Annotated in this window: 10 protein-coding genes; 2 read left to right on the forward strand and 8 right to left on the reverse strand. The window is 74.7% G+C overall.

Going from position 1 to position 15279, the window contains the following annotated elements; genetic code table 11:
* Nucleotides 1-7 precede the first annotated feature (7 nt).
* From ACGF5G_RS33120 to ACGF5G_RS33145, 6 genes are all read right to left on the reverse strand, one after another.
* Nucleotides 8-3826 carry a type I polyketide synthase gene (locus ACGF5G_RS33120; protein ID WP_393270296.1) on the reverse strand — a complete coding sequence of 1273 codons (3819 nt, stop codon included), beginning with the start codon at nucleotides 3824-3826 and terminating at the stop codon, nucleotides 8-10.
* 43 nt (nucleotides 3827-3869) lie between these two features.
* Nucleotides 3870-4904, reverse strand: a complete 1035-nt coding sequence (locus tag ACGF5G_RS33125) for a ketoacyl-ACP synthase III family protein (protein WP_393270299.1) — start codon at nucleotides 4902-4904, stop codon at nucleotides 3870-3872.
* A 72-nt stretch (nucleotides 4905-4976) separates the two neighbouring features.
* Complete coding sequence (locus ACGF5G_RS33130) at nucleotides 4977-6218, reverse strand: NAD(P)/FAD-dependent oxidoreductase (RefSeq protein WP_393270301.1); 1242 nt, start codon at nucleotides 6216-6218, stop codon at nucleotides 4977-4979.
* Nucleotides 6219-6259: 41 nt separating this feature from the next.
* Entirely contained in the window at nucleotides 6260-7468 is a 1209-nt protein-coding gene (locus tag ACGF5G_RS33135) for a cytochrome P450 (RefSeq protein WP_393270304.1), read from the reverse strand.
* A gap of 72 nt (nucleotides 7469-7540) precedes the next feature.
* Nucleotides 7541-8677 (reverse strand): nucleotide disphospho-sugar-binding domain-containing protein, encoded by a 1137-nt coding sequence (locus ACGF5G_RS33140; protein ID WP_393270378.1) that lies wholly within the window; start codon nucleotides 8675-8677, stop codon nucleotides 7541-7543.
* Between the two features lie 35 nt (nucleotides 8678-8712).
* Entirely contained in the window at nucleotides 8713-9843 is a 1131-nt protein-coding gene (locus ACGF5G_RS33145) for a DegT/DnrJ/EryC1/StrS family aminotransferase (protein WP_393270306.1), read from the reverse strand.
* Between the two features lie 197 nt (nucleotides 9844-10040).
* Here ACGF5G_RS33145 and ACGF5G_RS33150 point away from each other — a divergent pair, with 197 nt between their 5' ends.
* Complete coding sequence (locus tag ACGF5G_RS33150; RefSeq protein WP_393270309.1) at nucleotides 10041-11033, forward strand: aldo/keto reductase; 993 nt, start codon at nucleotides 10041-10043, stop codon at nucleotides 11031-11033.
* A gap of 50 nt (nucleotides 11034-11083) precedes the next feature.
* Nucleotides 11084-12277: a macrolide family glycosyltransferase gene (locus ACGF5G_RS33155; protein ID WP_393270312.1), complete on the forward strand. Its 1194-nt coding sequence runs from the start codon at nucleotides 11084-11086 to the stop codon at nucleotides 12275-12277.
* Between the two features lie 74 nt (nucleotides 12278-12351).
* On the opposite strand, the gene ACGF5G_RS33160 is transcribed toward ACGF5G_RS33155, so the two are convergent.
* Nucleotides 12352-13599, reverse strand: coding sequence for a DUF885 domain-containing protein (locus tag ACGF5G_RS33160; RefSeq protein ID WP_393270315.1), 1248 nt, complete (start codon nucleotides 13597-13599; stop codon nucleotides 12352-12354).
* A complete protein-coding gene (locus ACGF5G_RS33165; protein ID WP_393270318.1) occupies nucleotides 13596-15278 on the reverse strand; it encodes an ABC transporter substrate-binding protein in 1683 nt (560 codons plus the stop codon). Before ACGF5G_RS33165 ends, ACGF5G_RS33160 begins: the two co-directional genes overlap by 4 nt.
* Nucleotide 15279 lies beyond the last annotated feature (1 nt).

Raw genomic sequence — 15279 nt, forward strand, 5'->3', positions numbered from 1 at the left:
GGGTGGGTCAGCGGGCCACGGCGTCGGCGACGGCCCCGTCCGGCGACGGCGCGGCGATCAGCTCGGCCAGGTGCACCGCGATCGCCGTGACGGTGGGCTGCTGCCAGAACAGCGAGGCCGGCAGCACGTGGCGGTAGGTCTTCTCCAGCCGCCGGCGCACGATGACCGTCATGACCGAGTCCATGCCCTGCTGCACCAGTGGCAGGCGCGGGTCGAGCGCCTCGACGGCCAGCTTCATCTCGGCGGCGACCGCCGCGCGCACCTCCTCGATCAGGCGCTCGCGCAGCTCGTCCGGGTCGAGGTCGGCCAGGGACTGCCGGTCCGGTCCGGTTCCGTCGGTGTCGGCGGCCGGGGCGTCGGGGACCACCGGGTAGTGCAGGCCGCTGAGCCGGGCGGCCACCGTGCCGTCCGACCCGGAGACCGTGACGTCGACGGTGTCCTCCCGCGCGTCGTCCGGGACGACGTCGACGATGGCGACTGCCGGCGCCGTGCCGTTCGTCCAGATCCGCTCGATCGCGTCGACCAGGCGCAGCCGGGGCTCGCCGGGGAACGCGGCCGGCGCGATGGACACCGCCGCGTCGATGACGGCCGCCCAGTCCTCGGCCGGCTCGGGGAAGCGGACCCGGGCCCGCAGCCCGCCGTTGCCGGTGGTGAGGCGGTCGACCGTCCAGGGGAATGCCGTCTCGGGCACGCCGACCCGGGCCAGCCGGTCCCGCACGAGCCCCGGGTCGGCGACCACGCCGCCGGGGCCCCGGGTGCCGGCGGCCGGCGCCGGCGGCGCCGCGGTGTCGTCCGGCGTGACGCGCGCGGTGGCGTGGGTCAGCCACGGCGCGGCGTCCGCGCCGGCCGGGCGGGAGGCGAGCAGCAGCGTTCCGCCGTCGTCCACCACCTGGACCTCCTGGCGTCCGGCCGTGGCCAGCGGCACCCGCATCGACAGGTCGTGCAGGGTCACCGCCGCGCCGTCGCGGGCGCCGGCGGCGAGGAAGGTGGCGGCGAGCACCGCGGCCGGCACGAGTTCCGCGCCCTGCACGGTGTGGCTGCCCGGGTACGGACGGCTCGCGTCGCTGAGCACCGTGTGCCACAGCCGCAGCTCGGTGCCGGCGACGGTGGTCGCCGTGCCGAGCAGGGTGTGCGAGCCGATGTCGTGCCCGCCGGCGGCCACCGGGGGAGTGGGCTCGCGCCACAGCTCCTGGTGCCGCCAGGCGTACCGGGGCAGGTCGGTGAGCCCGCCGTCGGGCCGCAGCCGCGCCCAGTCGACCTCGACGCCGTGGCAGTGCGCCTCGGCGACGGCGGCGAGGGCGGTGCGGTGCCCGGGGACGTGGCGGCGCAGCGTCGTGCCGACGTACCCGTCCTCGATGCCGGCGTGGTCCAGCGTCTCCCGCAGCGAGTGGGCGACCACCGGGTGGGCGGAGATCTCGACGAAGGTGCGGTGCCCGTCGGCCAGGGCCGCGTCGACCGCGTCCACCAGGCGGACCGGCCGGCGCAGGTTCGCCGCCCAGTACGCCCCGTCGCAGGCGGCCGCGGCGCGCGGGTCGTCGAGCACCGTCGAGTACATCGGCACGGTGCCCGCCGCGGTGCGCAGGTCGGCCGCCGCGGCCCGCAGCTCGTCGGCGAGGTCGTCCATGTGCGGGCTGTGGAAGGCCACGTCGGACTGGACGCGGCGGACGGCGATCCGCTCCGCCGGCCACTGCTCGATCACGGCGTCCACGGCGGCGATGTCGCCGGAGACCACGGTGGACGCGGGGGCGGAGGCGATCGCCGCGACCAGGTCGGCGCGGCCGGCGAGCCGCTCGGCGACGTCGGCGAACGGCAGGGTGACCATGGCCATCGCGCCCCGGCCGGCGGCCCGCCGCAGCAGGGCCGACCGGCGGCAGATCAGCCGGGCCCCGTCGGTCGGGGTCAGGATGCCCGCGGTCACGGCGGCGGCGACCTCGCCGACGGAGTGCCCGATGACGGCCGCCGGGCGGACCCCGTACGCCCGCCAGACCGCCGCCAGGCCGAGGTGCATGGCGAAGGTCAGCGTCTGGATCCGGTCCACCCCGGCCAGTTCGGGAGCGGCGAGCGCCTGCCGCAGCGAGAAGCCGGCCTCCTCGGCGACGACGGGTTCGATCTCGTCGATGGCCGCAGCGAACGCCGGCTCGTGGACGAGCAGGTCACGGCCCATGCCGGCCCAGTGCGAACCGTGCCCCGAGAAGACCCAGACGGGGTGGGCGGGCCGCCCGGCCGGCGCCACCCCCGACACCGTGTCGGGGTCCGGCTGCCCGGCGGCGAGCCGGCGCAGGGCGGCGACCACCTCGTCGCGGTCCTGCCCGGTGACCACCGCCCGGTGGGTCAGGTGGGCCCGGCGGCGCGCCAGCGTGTGGCCGACGTCGGCCAGGTCCGGACGGTCGTCGCCGTGGAGCCGGTCGGCGAGCCGGGCGGCCTGCTGACGCAGTGCGGCGTCCGACCGGGCCGACAGCGGGAACAGTGGCCGGGCCGCGTCGTCGGTGGCCGGCGCGTCGGCCCCGGCGGGCACGGGCGGCGCCTCCTCCAGGACGACGTGGGCGATGGTGCCGCCGTAGCCGAACCCGGAGACGGCGGCGCGGCGTGGACCGTCCCGCTCGGGCCAGGGCAGCGTGCCGGTCGCCAGGCGCAGCCCGGTGCCGTCGGCGACGGCGTCGATCGGCTCGCCGCGCAGCGGGGTGCCGGGGAGCTGGCCGTGGTGCAGCGCGAGGATGGCCTTCATCAGCCCCGCGACGCCGGCGGCGCCCTCCAGGTGCCCGACGTTGGACTTGATCGAGCCGATGAGGCAGGGCCGGTCGCCGGGGCGGCCGGTGCCGTAGACGGCGGCCAGCGCGGTCGCCTCGACGGGGTCGCCGAGCTGGGTGCCGGTGCCGTGCGCCTCCACGTAGTCCACGCTCGCCGGGGCGACGCCCGCCCGGTCGCAGGCGCGGCGGACGACGTGCTGCTGCGCGGGGCCGGACGGGGCCATGATGCCGTCGGTGTGACCGTCCTGGTTAACGGCGCTGCCGCGGATCACCGCGAGGATCCGGTCGCCGTCTCGTTCGGCGTCGTCGAGCCGCTTGAGCACCAGCACGCCGCACCCCTCGCCGCGGCCGTACCCGTCGGCGTCGCGGTCGAACGACTTGCTCACGCCGTCGGGGGCGAGGGTGCCGGCGGCCTGGAGGGAGGCGTTCTGCCCGGGGGCGAGCACCAGGTTCACCCCGCCGGCCAGGGCCACGGTGCTCTCCCGCAGCAGCAGGCTCTGGCAGGCCAGGTGCACCGCGACCAGCGACGCCGAGCAGGCCGTGTCGACGGCGACGCTCGGCCCGCGCAGGTCCAGCGCGTAGGAGATGCGGTTGGCCAGGGCGCAGGTGGCCGCGCCGATCCCGGTGTACGCCTCGACGGTCGGCAGGTCCTCCAGCAGCCGGTCGCCGTAGTCGGTGGTGCTGACCCCGACGAAGACGCCCGTGTCGGTGCCGGCCAGCCGGGTGGGCGGCAGGCCGGCGTGCTCCAGGGCCTCCCAGCCGACCTCGAGCAGGATCCGCTGCTGCGGGTCCATCTCGGCCGCCTCCCGGGGCGAGAGACCGAAGAACTCCGGGTCGAAGCCCGCGACGTCGCGCAGGTAGCTGCCGGCGGTGACCGTGTCGCGCAGCACCGCCTCGTACTCGGGGCCGCGCTCCCGGTAGGCGCGCCAGCGCTGCGCCGGGATCTCCCCGGCGGTCTGGCCGCCCTTGAGCAGCAGCTCCCAGAGGGCGTCCGGGGTGTCGACGTCGCCGGGCAGCCGGCAACCGAGGCCGATGACGGCCACCTGGTACGGGTTGTCGGCGGGATCGTCCCGGGTCATCGTCGTACCTCCGTTGGTCGGGTCGCGGCGCGGGCGGGGGCGGTCAGCGGTCGACGTAGGGGTTGTCCAGCACGCGCAGGACGGCGGCGGTGAACTCGACGCCGGGGCCCATCGCGAGCCAGAGCACGTGGTCTCCGGCGGTGACCTCGCCGGCCCGCAGCGAGTGGTGCAGGGCGAGCAGGTGGTCGTTGGCCCCGCAGTGCCCGATCATGCGCCCGAAGTCCCAGGTGGACTTCTCCATCGTCAGCCCCAGGGGCGCCATGCAGCGGTGCTCGACCACCTCTCGGGAGTAGTTCATGAAGGAGACCTTGGCCAGGTCCGCCGTGCCGATGCCGGCCTCGGCGAGCGCCTGCTCGGCGACGGTGGTCATCGTCTCCTGCGCCTCGCCGAGCACGGCGAGCACAGGGGTCTGCTCGGTGATGTGGTAGAAGAGCCGGGCGCCGAAGTCGAGTTCCCGGCCGACGGTCATGCCGGGCGGGAACATCGGCTCGCCGCCGCGGTGCACCTCCTCGGCCTCGGGCACGGTGATGGAGCAGACCGACAGCAGCTCGACGAAGCCGCTCTCGGTGCTCAGCACCACGGCCGAGGCGGCGTCACCGAGGATGAAGCCGAGGTTGGTGCGCCAGCGGTCCATCAGCGGCGTGCCGTAGTTGTCGGCGGTGACAAGCATCGCCGCCTTGCGTTCCGGAGCGGCCTTCAGGTAGCTGGCCGCTAGCTCCAGCATGGTGAACATGCCGTTGCAGCCCTGCCGGATCTCGCTCGCCCGGGGCACTCCGCCGAGCAGGTAGTGCTGGATGTAGGCGTGCGGCAGCCAGCCCTCCGGGCCCTGGTGCCAGGTGGCCGCGTAGAGCAGCAGGTCGATGTCGCCGCGGCCCAGCTCGCTCTCCTTCAGGGCGTCCTGGGCGGCGCGCAGCGCCATGTCCGGGGCGGGCATCTCGCCGGCGATTGCCGCTCCGCCCAGCCCGTGCGTCTCGATGTCCTCCTGCGGGTACCAGCCCTGGGCGACGGCCTCCTCGACGGTGACGGTCTCAGGAAGGTAGGCCCCGATCCCACGGATGTACGTCCCGGTGGTGCGCATCGGCTTGTCTCCTCGGCGATTGAATGTGATCGAGGCAACTTGCTTTAAGATTATATAGCGCTAGACGGTGGGTCAATGGCTGTTCGCGGTCCTGATGCCGAACGTCTCGTCGCCTCGCGCCAGCCCCGACATCAGGTCGACGAAGGAGACCTTCGGCGGCATCAGCCGGTCCGGGTCCACGATGGCCTGCGCGCGCAGGTGCAGCTCGTCGCGTCCGTGCGCGCCGTCGTAGAAGAACCGGACCAACTCCAGCAGGGCGGCGAGGAAGTCCCGGTAGCGGTCCTCGTACACCTGCATGAGGTGGCGCTCCTTCTCCGGCGCGGCCAACGCCTCGTGCACCGCCCGGGCCGCGCTGAGCGCGCCGCGCATCGCGAGGGTCACCCCGGAGGACATCAGGGGGTCGATGAAGGCCGCCGCGTCACCGACCAGCACCCAGCCCGGCCCGGAGAACTGGCTGCACTCGTACGACCAGTCCCGCGCGGTGCGGTAGATGTCGACCCGCCGCGCGCCGGCGGTGAGCCAGGAGACCTCGACGGACTCGGCAATCTGTTTTTCCAGCAACTGCTCGGGGGGTAGGCCGGACTCGACCAACCGGGCCGTCGGGGTCACGTACCCGATTCCGGTCAGGGTGGGGGTCAGCGGCGCGTACCAGAGCCAGCCCGTGGCACGGCTCTCGGCGAGCAGGTCGCCCTCGTGGTCACCGGGGTAGCGCAGCGCCCCGACGTAGTAGCTCCACGCCGCCACGTTGCGCAGGTCCTCGTGCCAGGAGACCAGCCCGAAGTGCCGGCCGAGCCAACGTTGCTGCCCCGACGCGTCGACCACGATCGCGGCCCGGGCGTCGATGGCGTCGGCTTCCCCCCGGAACTGGTAGCTGACCCCCGCGATCCGGTCGCCGTCGGTCAGCGGCCCCCGGACGGTGGCTCCCTCGACCACCACCACGCCCAGCTCCCGCGCCCGGTCCAGCAGCATCGCGTCGAACTCGGCGCGCCGGACCTGCCACGAGTACTCGAACTGGGCGTCGCGGGTCTCCCGGAACCGGAACGACCAGGGGCTGGTCTGGTCGGCACCCCACAGCAGACTGCCGCCGTACTTGCGCTGGAAGCGCATCTCCGCCATCCGCTCGCGCACGCCGAGCGCGTCCAGGGTGGGGATGATGCCGCTGATCAGGGACTCGCCGATGTGGTAGCGGGGGAACTTCTCGCGCTCCAGCAGCAGGACCCGGTGGCCCTCCTGGGCGAGCAGACCGGCCGTGCTCGATCCGGCCGGGCCGCCGCCCACGACGATCACGTCGTACTCGGGTTGGGGATGGCTCATGGTCGACGATTCCTCCTGCTCGGACAGGGACGACGCGGCGCTCAACCGCCTGGCGTGAACGCGATCGGCAGGCTGGCCAAACCCCGGAACATGGTGCGCGGCTGATAGGTCAGCCCGTCCGCGGCGCAGCCCAGCCGCAGGCCCGGCAGGCGGGCCAGCGCCGCCACCGTGGCGCGCAGCTGCGTACGGGCGAGGTAGGACCCGAGGCAGTAGCGCATCCCCGCGCCGAAGGACAGCGACGGGACCGGGTACCGCCGGATGTCGAACTCGTCGGGCCGGTCGTACCGCCGCGGGTCCCGGTTCGCCGCGCCGGCCAGGACGACCACCACGTCGTCGCGGCGCAACCGCCGGCCGTGCAGCTCCACGTCGACGTCGAGCTGCCGGGTGTTGGACTGCACCGACGGGTCGTACCGCAGGCACTCCTCGACGGCCTGGGCCTGCAGGTCCGGCCGACGCCGGAGCAGGTCGAGCTGGTCGGGGTGCGCCAGCAGGCTCAGCACGGCGTTGCCCACCTGGCTGGCCACCGTCTCGTGGCCGGTGAAGATGAACGTGACCACCGTGCTGACGATCTCGTTGCGGCTCATCAGGCCGCGGTCGTGGGCGTCGAGCATCAGCGCCAGCAGGTCCTCGCCGCCCTCGCGCCGCCGCCTCGCGAGGGCCCGCTCCACGTAGTCGGCGAACTCGGCGATCGCCGCGTGGCCGCGATGCATGTCCTCGGCGCTGGCGCCCCGGTCCAGGGTCCGCCCCACGTCGCGCGACCACCGCCCGACCGGCTCCCAGTCGGCGGCGGGCAGGCCGAGCAGGCCGAGGACCGCGCGCAGCGCCAGCGGGTACGCCAACTCGTCGACCGCGTCCATCGCGCCCCGGGCCAGGGCGGGCAGCAGCAGCTCGTCGACGGTGTCGGCGATGACCGGTTCCAGCCGGCGCAGCGCGGACGGCGAGAAGGCCGGGCCGACCACCCCGCGCAGCCGGCCGTGGTCGGGCTCGTCCTGGAACAGGATGATGTCGCCGACGATCTCGGCGAGCAGCCCGGGCCCGACGAGGTCGGTCCAGAACCGGCGGATGCCGGTCCGGGCGAAGCGTTCGTCGCCGAGCACGTCGCGCACGTCGGCGAAGCGGGAGACGTACCAGACCCGGTGGGCGCCGAGGTGCACCGGGTCGTGCCGCAGCAGCCAGTGGTAGGACGGATACGGGTCACGCCGGACGTCGGCGTCGGTGGGATCGAACGCGGTCACGGCATCGACCAGCACGAGGTGCCCCTTCCAGTGGCTCCCTCGCGCCGCCCGCCGCCGACGGTGGCGGCGGCGGGCGGCGCGACCGGCTCAACCCGAGATGCGCTCGACGATGCGCCGCACCGTCTCCGCGGGCGTGGGCAGCGCGACCATCTCCTCGCGTACCTCCCGGGCCGCGGTGCGCAGCGACTCGTCCCCGATCAGCCGGCGCAGCAGGTCCGCGTCGACCTTGTCCGACGTGCTGACCAGGCCGATGCCGCGCCGGCTGACGGCCTCCCGGGCGGTGTGCTGGAACTGGTCGCGCGGGTCCGGGGCGAGCAACTGCGGGATGCCGGCGTCGATGGCGGTCATCACCGTGCCGCCGCCGCCGTGGTGCACCACCGCGGTGCACGTACGCAGCAGGGTGTGCAGCGGCGTCCAGCCGACCGACCGGACGTTGCGCGGCAGCGTGCCCAGCGGGCTGATGTCGAGGTCGCCGAGGGCGAGCACGAAGTCGGCGTCCACCTCGCCGGCGGCGGCGATGATGGGCTCCACGGCGCCGATGCCGAACGCCTGGAGCTCGATGGTGCCCATGGTGATCGCCACCTCGGGTCGGGCGGGCACCGGCGGCAGCCGGTCGCCGAGGACGGCGCCACCGCCGTACGGCACCCAGCGCATGAACCAGCCCTCGGGCTCCGCCTCCAGCAGCAGGCTCGGCGGGAACGACTCGATCGTCGCCACCGGCTCCGGCAGGCTGACCTGGTGCTTGTCCATGAGGTCGGTCAGGAAGGAGGCGATCGAGCGGTGCATGCCCCGGGTCCGCCAGGCGCTCTGGTTGCGCTGCACGGCCGGCACCCCGGCGCGGTCGGCGGCCAGCAGCCCGACGGTGGCGCCCTGCTCGTAGACCACCAGGTCGGGCCGGAAGTCGTCGGTCAGGGCTATGGTCCCGTCGACCAGCGGGCGGTTCACCGCCGCGATCTGCACCCCCCACTCCTCCAGGTCGACCGCGGGACGCGTGGCGACGGTCTCGGCGAAGCGCGGGTTGTCCTTCGCCACCTGCTCGAAGACCTTGACCGCGCTGAAGTCGGGCGCCACGTCGATCACCTCCAGGCCGGCGGCGGCGGCCCGGTCGGCGTGCTCGGCGACCGCGATCAGCACGTCGTGGCCGGCCGTGCGGAAGCCCCAGGCGAGCTGGATCAGCGGGAAGAGGTGGCCGATACCGGGGGAGGAGACGAACAGCACGCGCATGTCGAAGCCCTTCTGTTCGGGGTTGCGGCGGGGAGTCACCAGCCGGACTTGATCGTTTCGACGACGTGGGACCGGTCGTCCTCGGTGAGCCACCAGCCCACCGGGATGTGGACCACGCGGTCCGCCACCCGGTCCAGCCCGGGCAGGGTGGTACGGGCCGACGCGACGCAGCTGTGGGCGTCGTTGCGGCGCGACACGACGCTGGTGGCGATGCCGGCGTCGCGCAGCCGGCGCATGAAGGCGGGACGGTCGCGGACCTTCAGCGGGTACATCCAGAAGGCGGGCTCCCGGTCGTCGGCGCGCTCGGTCTGCTCGACGCCGTCGATGCCGGCCAGTTCCTTGTCGTAGTACGCGGCGTTCTCCCGGTGCCGGCGCAGCAGCTCGTCGACCCGTTCCAGGTTGGACAGGCCGATCGCCCCGCCGATCTCGTTGAGGATGAACCGGTAGCCCCACTCGGCGACGTCGTAGTCGCCGGTGATCCGGTCCGACGCCCGCTCGATGCCGAGCCAGCGGCGCAGCCGGAGCCGGTCGTACAGGTCGTCGTCGGGCAGCACGACGAAGCCGCCACTGCCGGTCGTCAGGATCTTGATCGCGCCGGTGCTGTACACGCAGACGTTGCCGTGCGTGCCCAGTGGCGCGCCCCGGTAGGTGGCGCCCCACGCCTGCGCGCAGTCCTCGACGACCAGCGGGCGGCGGTCGTACCCCGCGGTGGCCCGGTCCACGACGGCGCGCAGCCGGTTGAGATCCACCGGGTAGCCGACCCAGTGGACCACCACGATGGCCCGGGTGGCGGGCGAGATCTTCGCGGCCAGGTCGTCGAGGTCCATGTTGAGGGTGGCCGGGTCGACGTCCACCCACCGGATGCGCAGCCCGTTGGCGAGAATGGGCCAGTTCGTGCCCTCGAAGGTCAGCGGCGTGGTGAGCACCTCGCCCGGGCCGTCGTGCTCCGGCTCGCCGGCCCCCGGCCGCGCGGCGAGGCTCAGGGCCAGGTGGAGCCCGGCCGTCCCGCAGTTGACCGAGACCACCCGGGGGTTGCCGATGCGGCTGCCCACGGCCGCCTCGTACTCGGCGACGGTCGGCCCGTGCTCCAGCCGACCACTGCTCAGGACGGCGGAGACGCGGGTGCCGACGTCCGGAGACATGGCGACCTTGGACAGCGGGATCATGACGCCCCTCTCGCTAGTTGCCACATGATTCTCAAGTCCCCCCGGAGGGCCGTCAAGGGAGCCCTGTCGATATCGCCCGACAGGCGTTCTTCCTGATTGCGGAACTTGCAACCGGCGAGGTGAAGAGGTTGAGAAATGTATATCTTCAACGGGTCGCCGGACGCCGCGTCCGGCACCGGGTGCACGGGAGGTCCGGGGTGTCGTCGCTGCATGTCCGGCTCGGGCGGACCGGCCTGCGGGTGAGCCGGGTCGCGATCGGGACCGTCAACTTCGGCGGCCGGGTCGACGAGGCCGACGCCCACCGGCTGCTCGACCACGCCGTCGCGCAGGGGATCAACCTGGTCGACACCGCCGACATCTACGGCTGGCGGGTGCACCGGGGCTGGACCGAGGAGATGATCGGGCGCTGGCTCGCCAAGGACCCGGCCCGCCGGGACGAGGTGGTCCTCGCGACCAAGGTCGGCAACCCGATGGGGGACGGCCCCAACGCCCGGGGCCTGTCGGCCCGACACGTCGTCGCGGCCTGCGAGGCGTCGCTGCGCCGGCTCCAGACCGAGACCATCGACCTCTACCAGATGCACCACGTCGACCGGGAGGTCGGCTGGGACGAGATCTGGCAGGCCATGGAGCAGCTCGTCCGGCAGGGCAAGGTCCGCTACGTCGGCTCCTCGAACTTCGCCGGCTGGGACCTGGTGAGTGCCCAGGAGGCCGCGCGCCGGCACCGGCTGCTCGGCCTGGCCAGCGAGCAGTGCGTCTACAACCTGGTCAGCCGGTACGTCGAGCTGGAGGTGCTCCCGGCCGCCGCCGCCGAGGGCATCGGGGTGCTCGTCTGGTCACCGCTGCACGGCGGGCTGCTCGGCGGCGTGCTGCGGAAGCTGGCCGACGGCACCGCGGTCAAGTCCGCGCAGGGACGGGCCGCCGAGGCGGTCGAGCACCACCGCGCGACCCTCGCCGCGTACGAGACGTTCTGCGCCGAGGCCGGCCGGGACCCGGCGGAGGTCGGCATGGCCTGGGTGCTGCACCGGCCGGCGGTGACCGCCGCGGTCGTCGGGCCGCGTACCCCCGAACACCTGGACGGCGCCCTGCGGGCCCTGCACCGGCCGCTGTCCGCGGCCGAGCTCGCCCGGCTCGACGAGCTGTTCCCGCCGCTCGGCCGGGGCGGCGCCGCCCCGGACGCCTGGATGTCCTGACCCGACCCGCGCCGGCGCGCCCGGGACCCCGACCACGGACGGAGTCGACGATGGCCCACCTCCTGATCGTCAACGTCGCCAGCCACGGCCTGATCCTGCCCACCCTCACCGTGGTCACCGAGCTGGTCCGGCGCGGGCACCGGGTCAGCTACGTCACCGCCGGCGGGTTCGCCGAGCCGGTCCGCGCCGCCGGCGCGACGGTCGTCCCCTACCAGTCGGAGATCATCGACGCGGACGCCGCCGAGGTGTTCGGTTCGGACGACCTCGGCGTCCGTCCCCACCTGATGTACCTGCGCGAGAACGTCTCGGTGCTCCGGGCCACCGCCGCGGCGCTCGACGGCGACGTGCCGGACCTGGTCCTCTACGACGACTTCCCGTTCATCGCCGGGCAGTTGCTGGCCGCCCGCTGGCGACGGCCGGCCGTCCGGCTCAGCGCGGCGTTCGCGTCGAACGAGCACTACTCGTTCTCCCAGGACATGGTCACCCTGGCCGGCACGATCGACCCGCTCGACCTGCCGGTGTTCCGCGACACCCTGCGGGACCTGCTGGCCGAGCACGGCCTTTCCCGGTCGGTCGTGGAGTGCTGGAACCACGTGGAGGAGCTCAACCTGGTCTTCGTCCCGAAGGCGTTCCAGATCGCCGGCGACACCTTCGACGACCGCTTCGTCTTCGTCGGGCCGTGCTTCGACGACCGGCGATTCCTCGGCGAGTGGAGCCGCCCGGCCGACGACCTGCCGGTGGTGCTGGTGTCGCTCGGCACCACCTTCAACGACCGGCCCGGCTTCTTCCGCGACTGCGCGCGGGCGTTCGACGGCCAGCCGTGGCACGTGGTGATGACGCTGGGCGGCCAGGTCGACCCCGCGGCTCTCGGCGACCTGCCGCCCAACGTCGAGGCGCACCGCTGGGTTCCGCACGTCAAGGTGCTCGAACAGGCGACGGTCTGCGTGACGCACGGCGGCATGGGCACCCTCATGGAGGCGCTGTACTGGGGGCGCCCGCTGGTGGTCGTGCCGCAGTCCTTCGACGTGCGGCCGATGGCCCGGCGCGTCGACCAGCTCGGCCTCGGCGCGGTGCTGCCCGGGGAGAAGGCCGACGGCGACACGCTGCTCGCCGCCGTCGGGGCCGTCGCGGCCGACCCCGCGCTGATCGCCCGGGTCGAGGCCATGCGGGGCCACGTCCGCCGGGCCGGCGGCGCGGCCCGGGCCGCCGACGCGGTGGAGGCGCACCTGGCCCGCGCCCGCTGAAACCCCGCCCGCGCATCGACCGGCCGCGCACGGCACCGCCCGGTGGGTGGGGCGGCGGTCGGTGGCGCGGGCGCTCAGCCGGCGGCGGGCACCGGACGCGGGCCCGCGGGGACGGTGCCGTCGCGGAGCTGCGCGGGACGTAGCTGCTCGGTCAGCAGGGTGCGGTACCGCGCGACGAGCGGCTCGCCGGCCGGCCGGGCCGCGAGCCATCCGCCGACCAGCCGGGCCCCCTCGATGTACGTCACCGAGTAGGCCCGCCACAGCGGGTCGGTCAGGAAGGTGGCGATCTGCTCGGCCCGGTCGCGCGGCAGCAGCAGCCACCGGTGCAGGTGCTCCACCGCGTCGTCGATCGACGCCCCCCGGTCGTGCAGCAGGATCGCCGCGTCCTGCCGGGCCGGCATCAGCTCGTTGACGAGCCCCACCATCCGCTCGACGAGTTCGCCCTCGACGGGCACCCCCTCGTCGGCCAGCACCTCGGTGGTCCACCGTCCCCAGCCGGGCCCGAGCAGCGCCGCCGCCGCGTGTTCGGCCGTGCCCTCCGCCACCAGGCACTGCGGGGTGTTGACCAGGGCGATCCGGTGCTCGTCCCAGCCGCGGGCGAGCACCAGGCCGGCCTCCTTGAGGCAGTGCTCGGTGTGGTGGCCCGGGTACGCCTCGTGGGTGGCCATCAGCGGCAGCACGGCGATGGTCCGTCCCGCCGTCTCGTTCAGTGTCACCGTGGAGCGGAAGCCGCCGTGGTACCGGTTGAACGCGTTCCACGGCCGGTCGCGTACCACCTCGATGTCGACCCGCTCGGCGTCGGGCAGGTCGAGCAGCGGCCGGGCGCGGGCGCGCAGCGCGTCGGCGACGGCCCGCACGGCGTGGCCCAGCCGCTCCGGCGGCACCACGTTGCGGGCGTAGAACGCCTCCACCTTGTCCATCAGCGGGCCGGTGCCCGGCAGCAGCGCGTCGATGGCGTCGTGGGCGGCGGCGTACCGGTCCGGGTCGCCCAGCCCCACCTCGACGTCGAAGTAGGTCTCCACCTCGGCCAGGAAGCCGATCTGCTCGCCCGCCGCCCGCCGGGCCGCGCACTCCACCGCGGTCAGTTGCGCGGCGAGGAACCGCCGCCGCTCCGCGTCGAGGTCCGCGTCGCCCAGGCGGCGCAGCAGGTCGCGGGCCTGCCCGGCCAGCTCCGCCGGGTCCGGCGCCGGCTCCGCGGCGACCCGCTCGGCGAGAGCCGGGTCACCGAACCAGCAGTCGACGTAGCCCTCGACGAGCCGGCCCATCCGCAGCCCGAGCGCGAGGTAGTCGGCGACCACCGCGTCGGCGGCGGCACCGGTCATCGGTCCACCCCGAGCCGCACGTCGGCGAGGTCGGGCAGGCCGGCGAGCGCCGGCAGGGCGGTCGCGCGCCGCACCCGGGGCCCACGCGGCGCGGCGTCCGTGGCCCGCCGGAACAGCAGGGGTACGACCGCGGCGTCGGCGAGCAGCAGCCGTTCCACCTCCTGCCACCGCGCGACGGCCTCGCGCGGGTCGGCGGCGTCCAGCGCGCGCTCGACCAGCCCGTCGACCCGGGCGTCGCGGTAGCCGCCGGGATTGCCGGGCCCCTCGCCGACCAACGGTTGCAGGAACACCCGGGCGTTGCCGTAGGCCCAGGGCGCGGTGAACACGGCCACCGCCAGGTCCCACCGGAGGGCGGGCGCGTCGCCCGTGCCGGCGAGCAGGGCCCGGTGGTTGGCGTCGTCGAGCGCGACCAGGCGTACGTCGATGCCGGCGGCGCCGAGGTCGGCCGCCCACGAGCGGGCCAGCGCCAGGTCCTCGGCCGTGTCGGGATGCACCGCGGTCAGGGTGAGCCCGTCCGGGTGCCCTGCGTCGGCGAGCCGCTCGCGCGGGTCCGCGTCGGCGTCGGGGGTCGGGTCGGCGAGCGGGTCGGGCTGCCGGTGTCCGTCGTTGCCGGGGGGCACGACGGTGTGCGCGGCGCGGACCTCGGACCACGGGTCGGCGGCCCGGGCGATGCGCACCAGCGCCGCCCGGTCGACCGCCCCGGCGACGATCCGGCGCACCGCGGCGTCGGCGACGGCCGGGTTGGCGGGGTCGCGCAGGTTGAACACCAGGCAGGGGTCGAGCCGGTGACCGGGCACCGGGCCGCTCGGCACGCCCCACGGCAGGTCGGCGTCGTCGGCGGCGAGCCGGTCGGTCAGTTCGCGTGGCCCGCCCGTGGCGACGCGGAACTCGACGGCGTCGAACCGCTGCTGGCGGATCGGGTCGGTCTCCGCGCGCCACGCCGGGTTCGGCTCCAGCCGGATCGTGCCCCCCGGGCGCCACGACGCGACGCGGTACGGGCCGTTGGCGACCAGGTGTTCGTGCAGGTCGGCGCTGCCCGGCAGGTGGGCGTCGTACTCCGCCGGCGCCGGGGAGGCGCCGCTCAGCGCCAGCATGTCGACGAAGTCCAGCGCCGGGCGGTCCAGCTCGAAGACCACCGTCTCGTCGTCGACGGCGAAGACCCCGGGGATGTCGTGGGCGTCCTGGAAGCCGGCGAGCAGCGCGGCGGTGAGCGGACGGCCGGCGACCGCCACGGCGTACTCGTCGCAGTACCGGTCCATGCCCCGCAGGGTGCCCCGGAAGTACGCCAGCGCGGGGTGCCGGGTGAGCGGGTTGGCCAGCCGCTTGAAGCCGCGTACGACGTCGTGCGCGGTCACCGGGCGGGGGGTCGGCGTGTCCCAGAGCACGCCGGGGCGTAGGTGCACCACGTAGCTGCGGTGGCTGGCGCCCAGGCCGGCGTTGTAGGTCGACGGGACGTCGGCGGCCAGGTCGGCGACCGGCGCGAGGGCACGCCAGTCGCCCGGGTCGGGCTCCGGGCGGTAGCTGATCAGCTGCCGGGTGCACAGCCGCAGCAACTGGCGCTCGGCCGGCGACCATGCGGCCGCCGGGTCCGCCTGGTGGACGGCGGCCGGCCCGAGCAGCCGCAGGGTGCCCCACCGCCGGGTGTCGTTCGTCGTCGGTGCACTGCGCGCCTGCGTCACT

It is taken from the genome of Micromonospora sp. NPDC047730, assembly GCF_043204765.1.
GTDB lineage: Bacteria > Actinomycetota > Actinomycetes > Mycobacteriales > Micromonosporaceae > Micromonospora.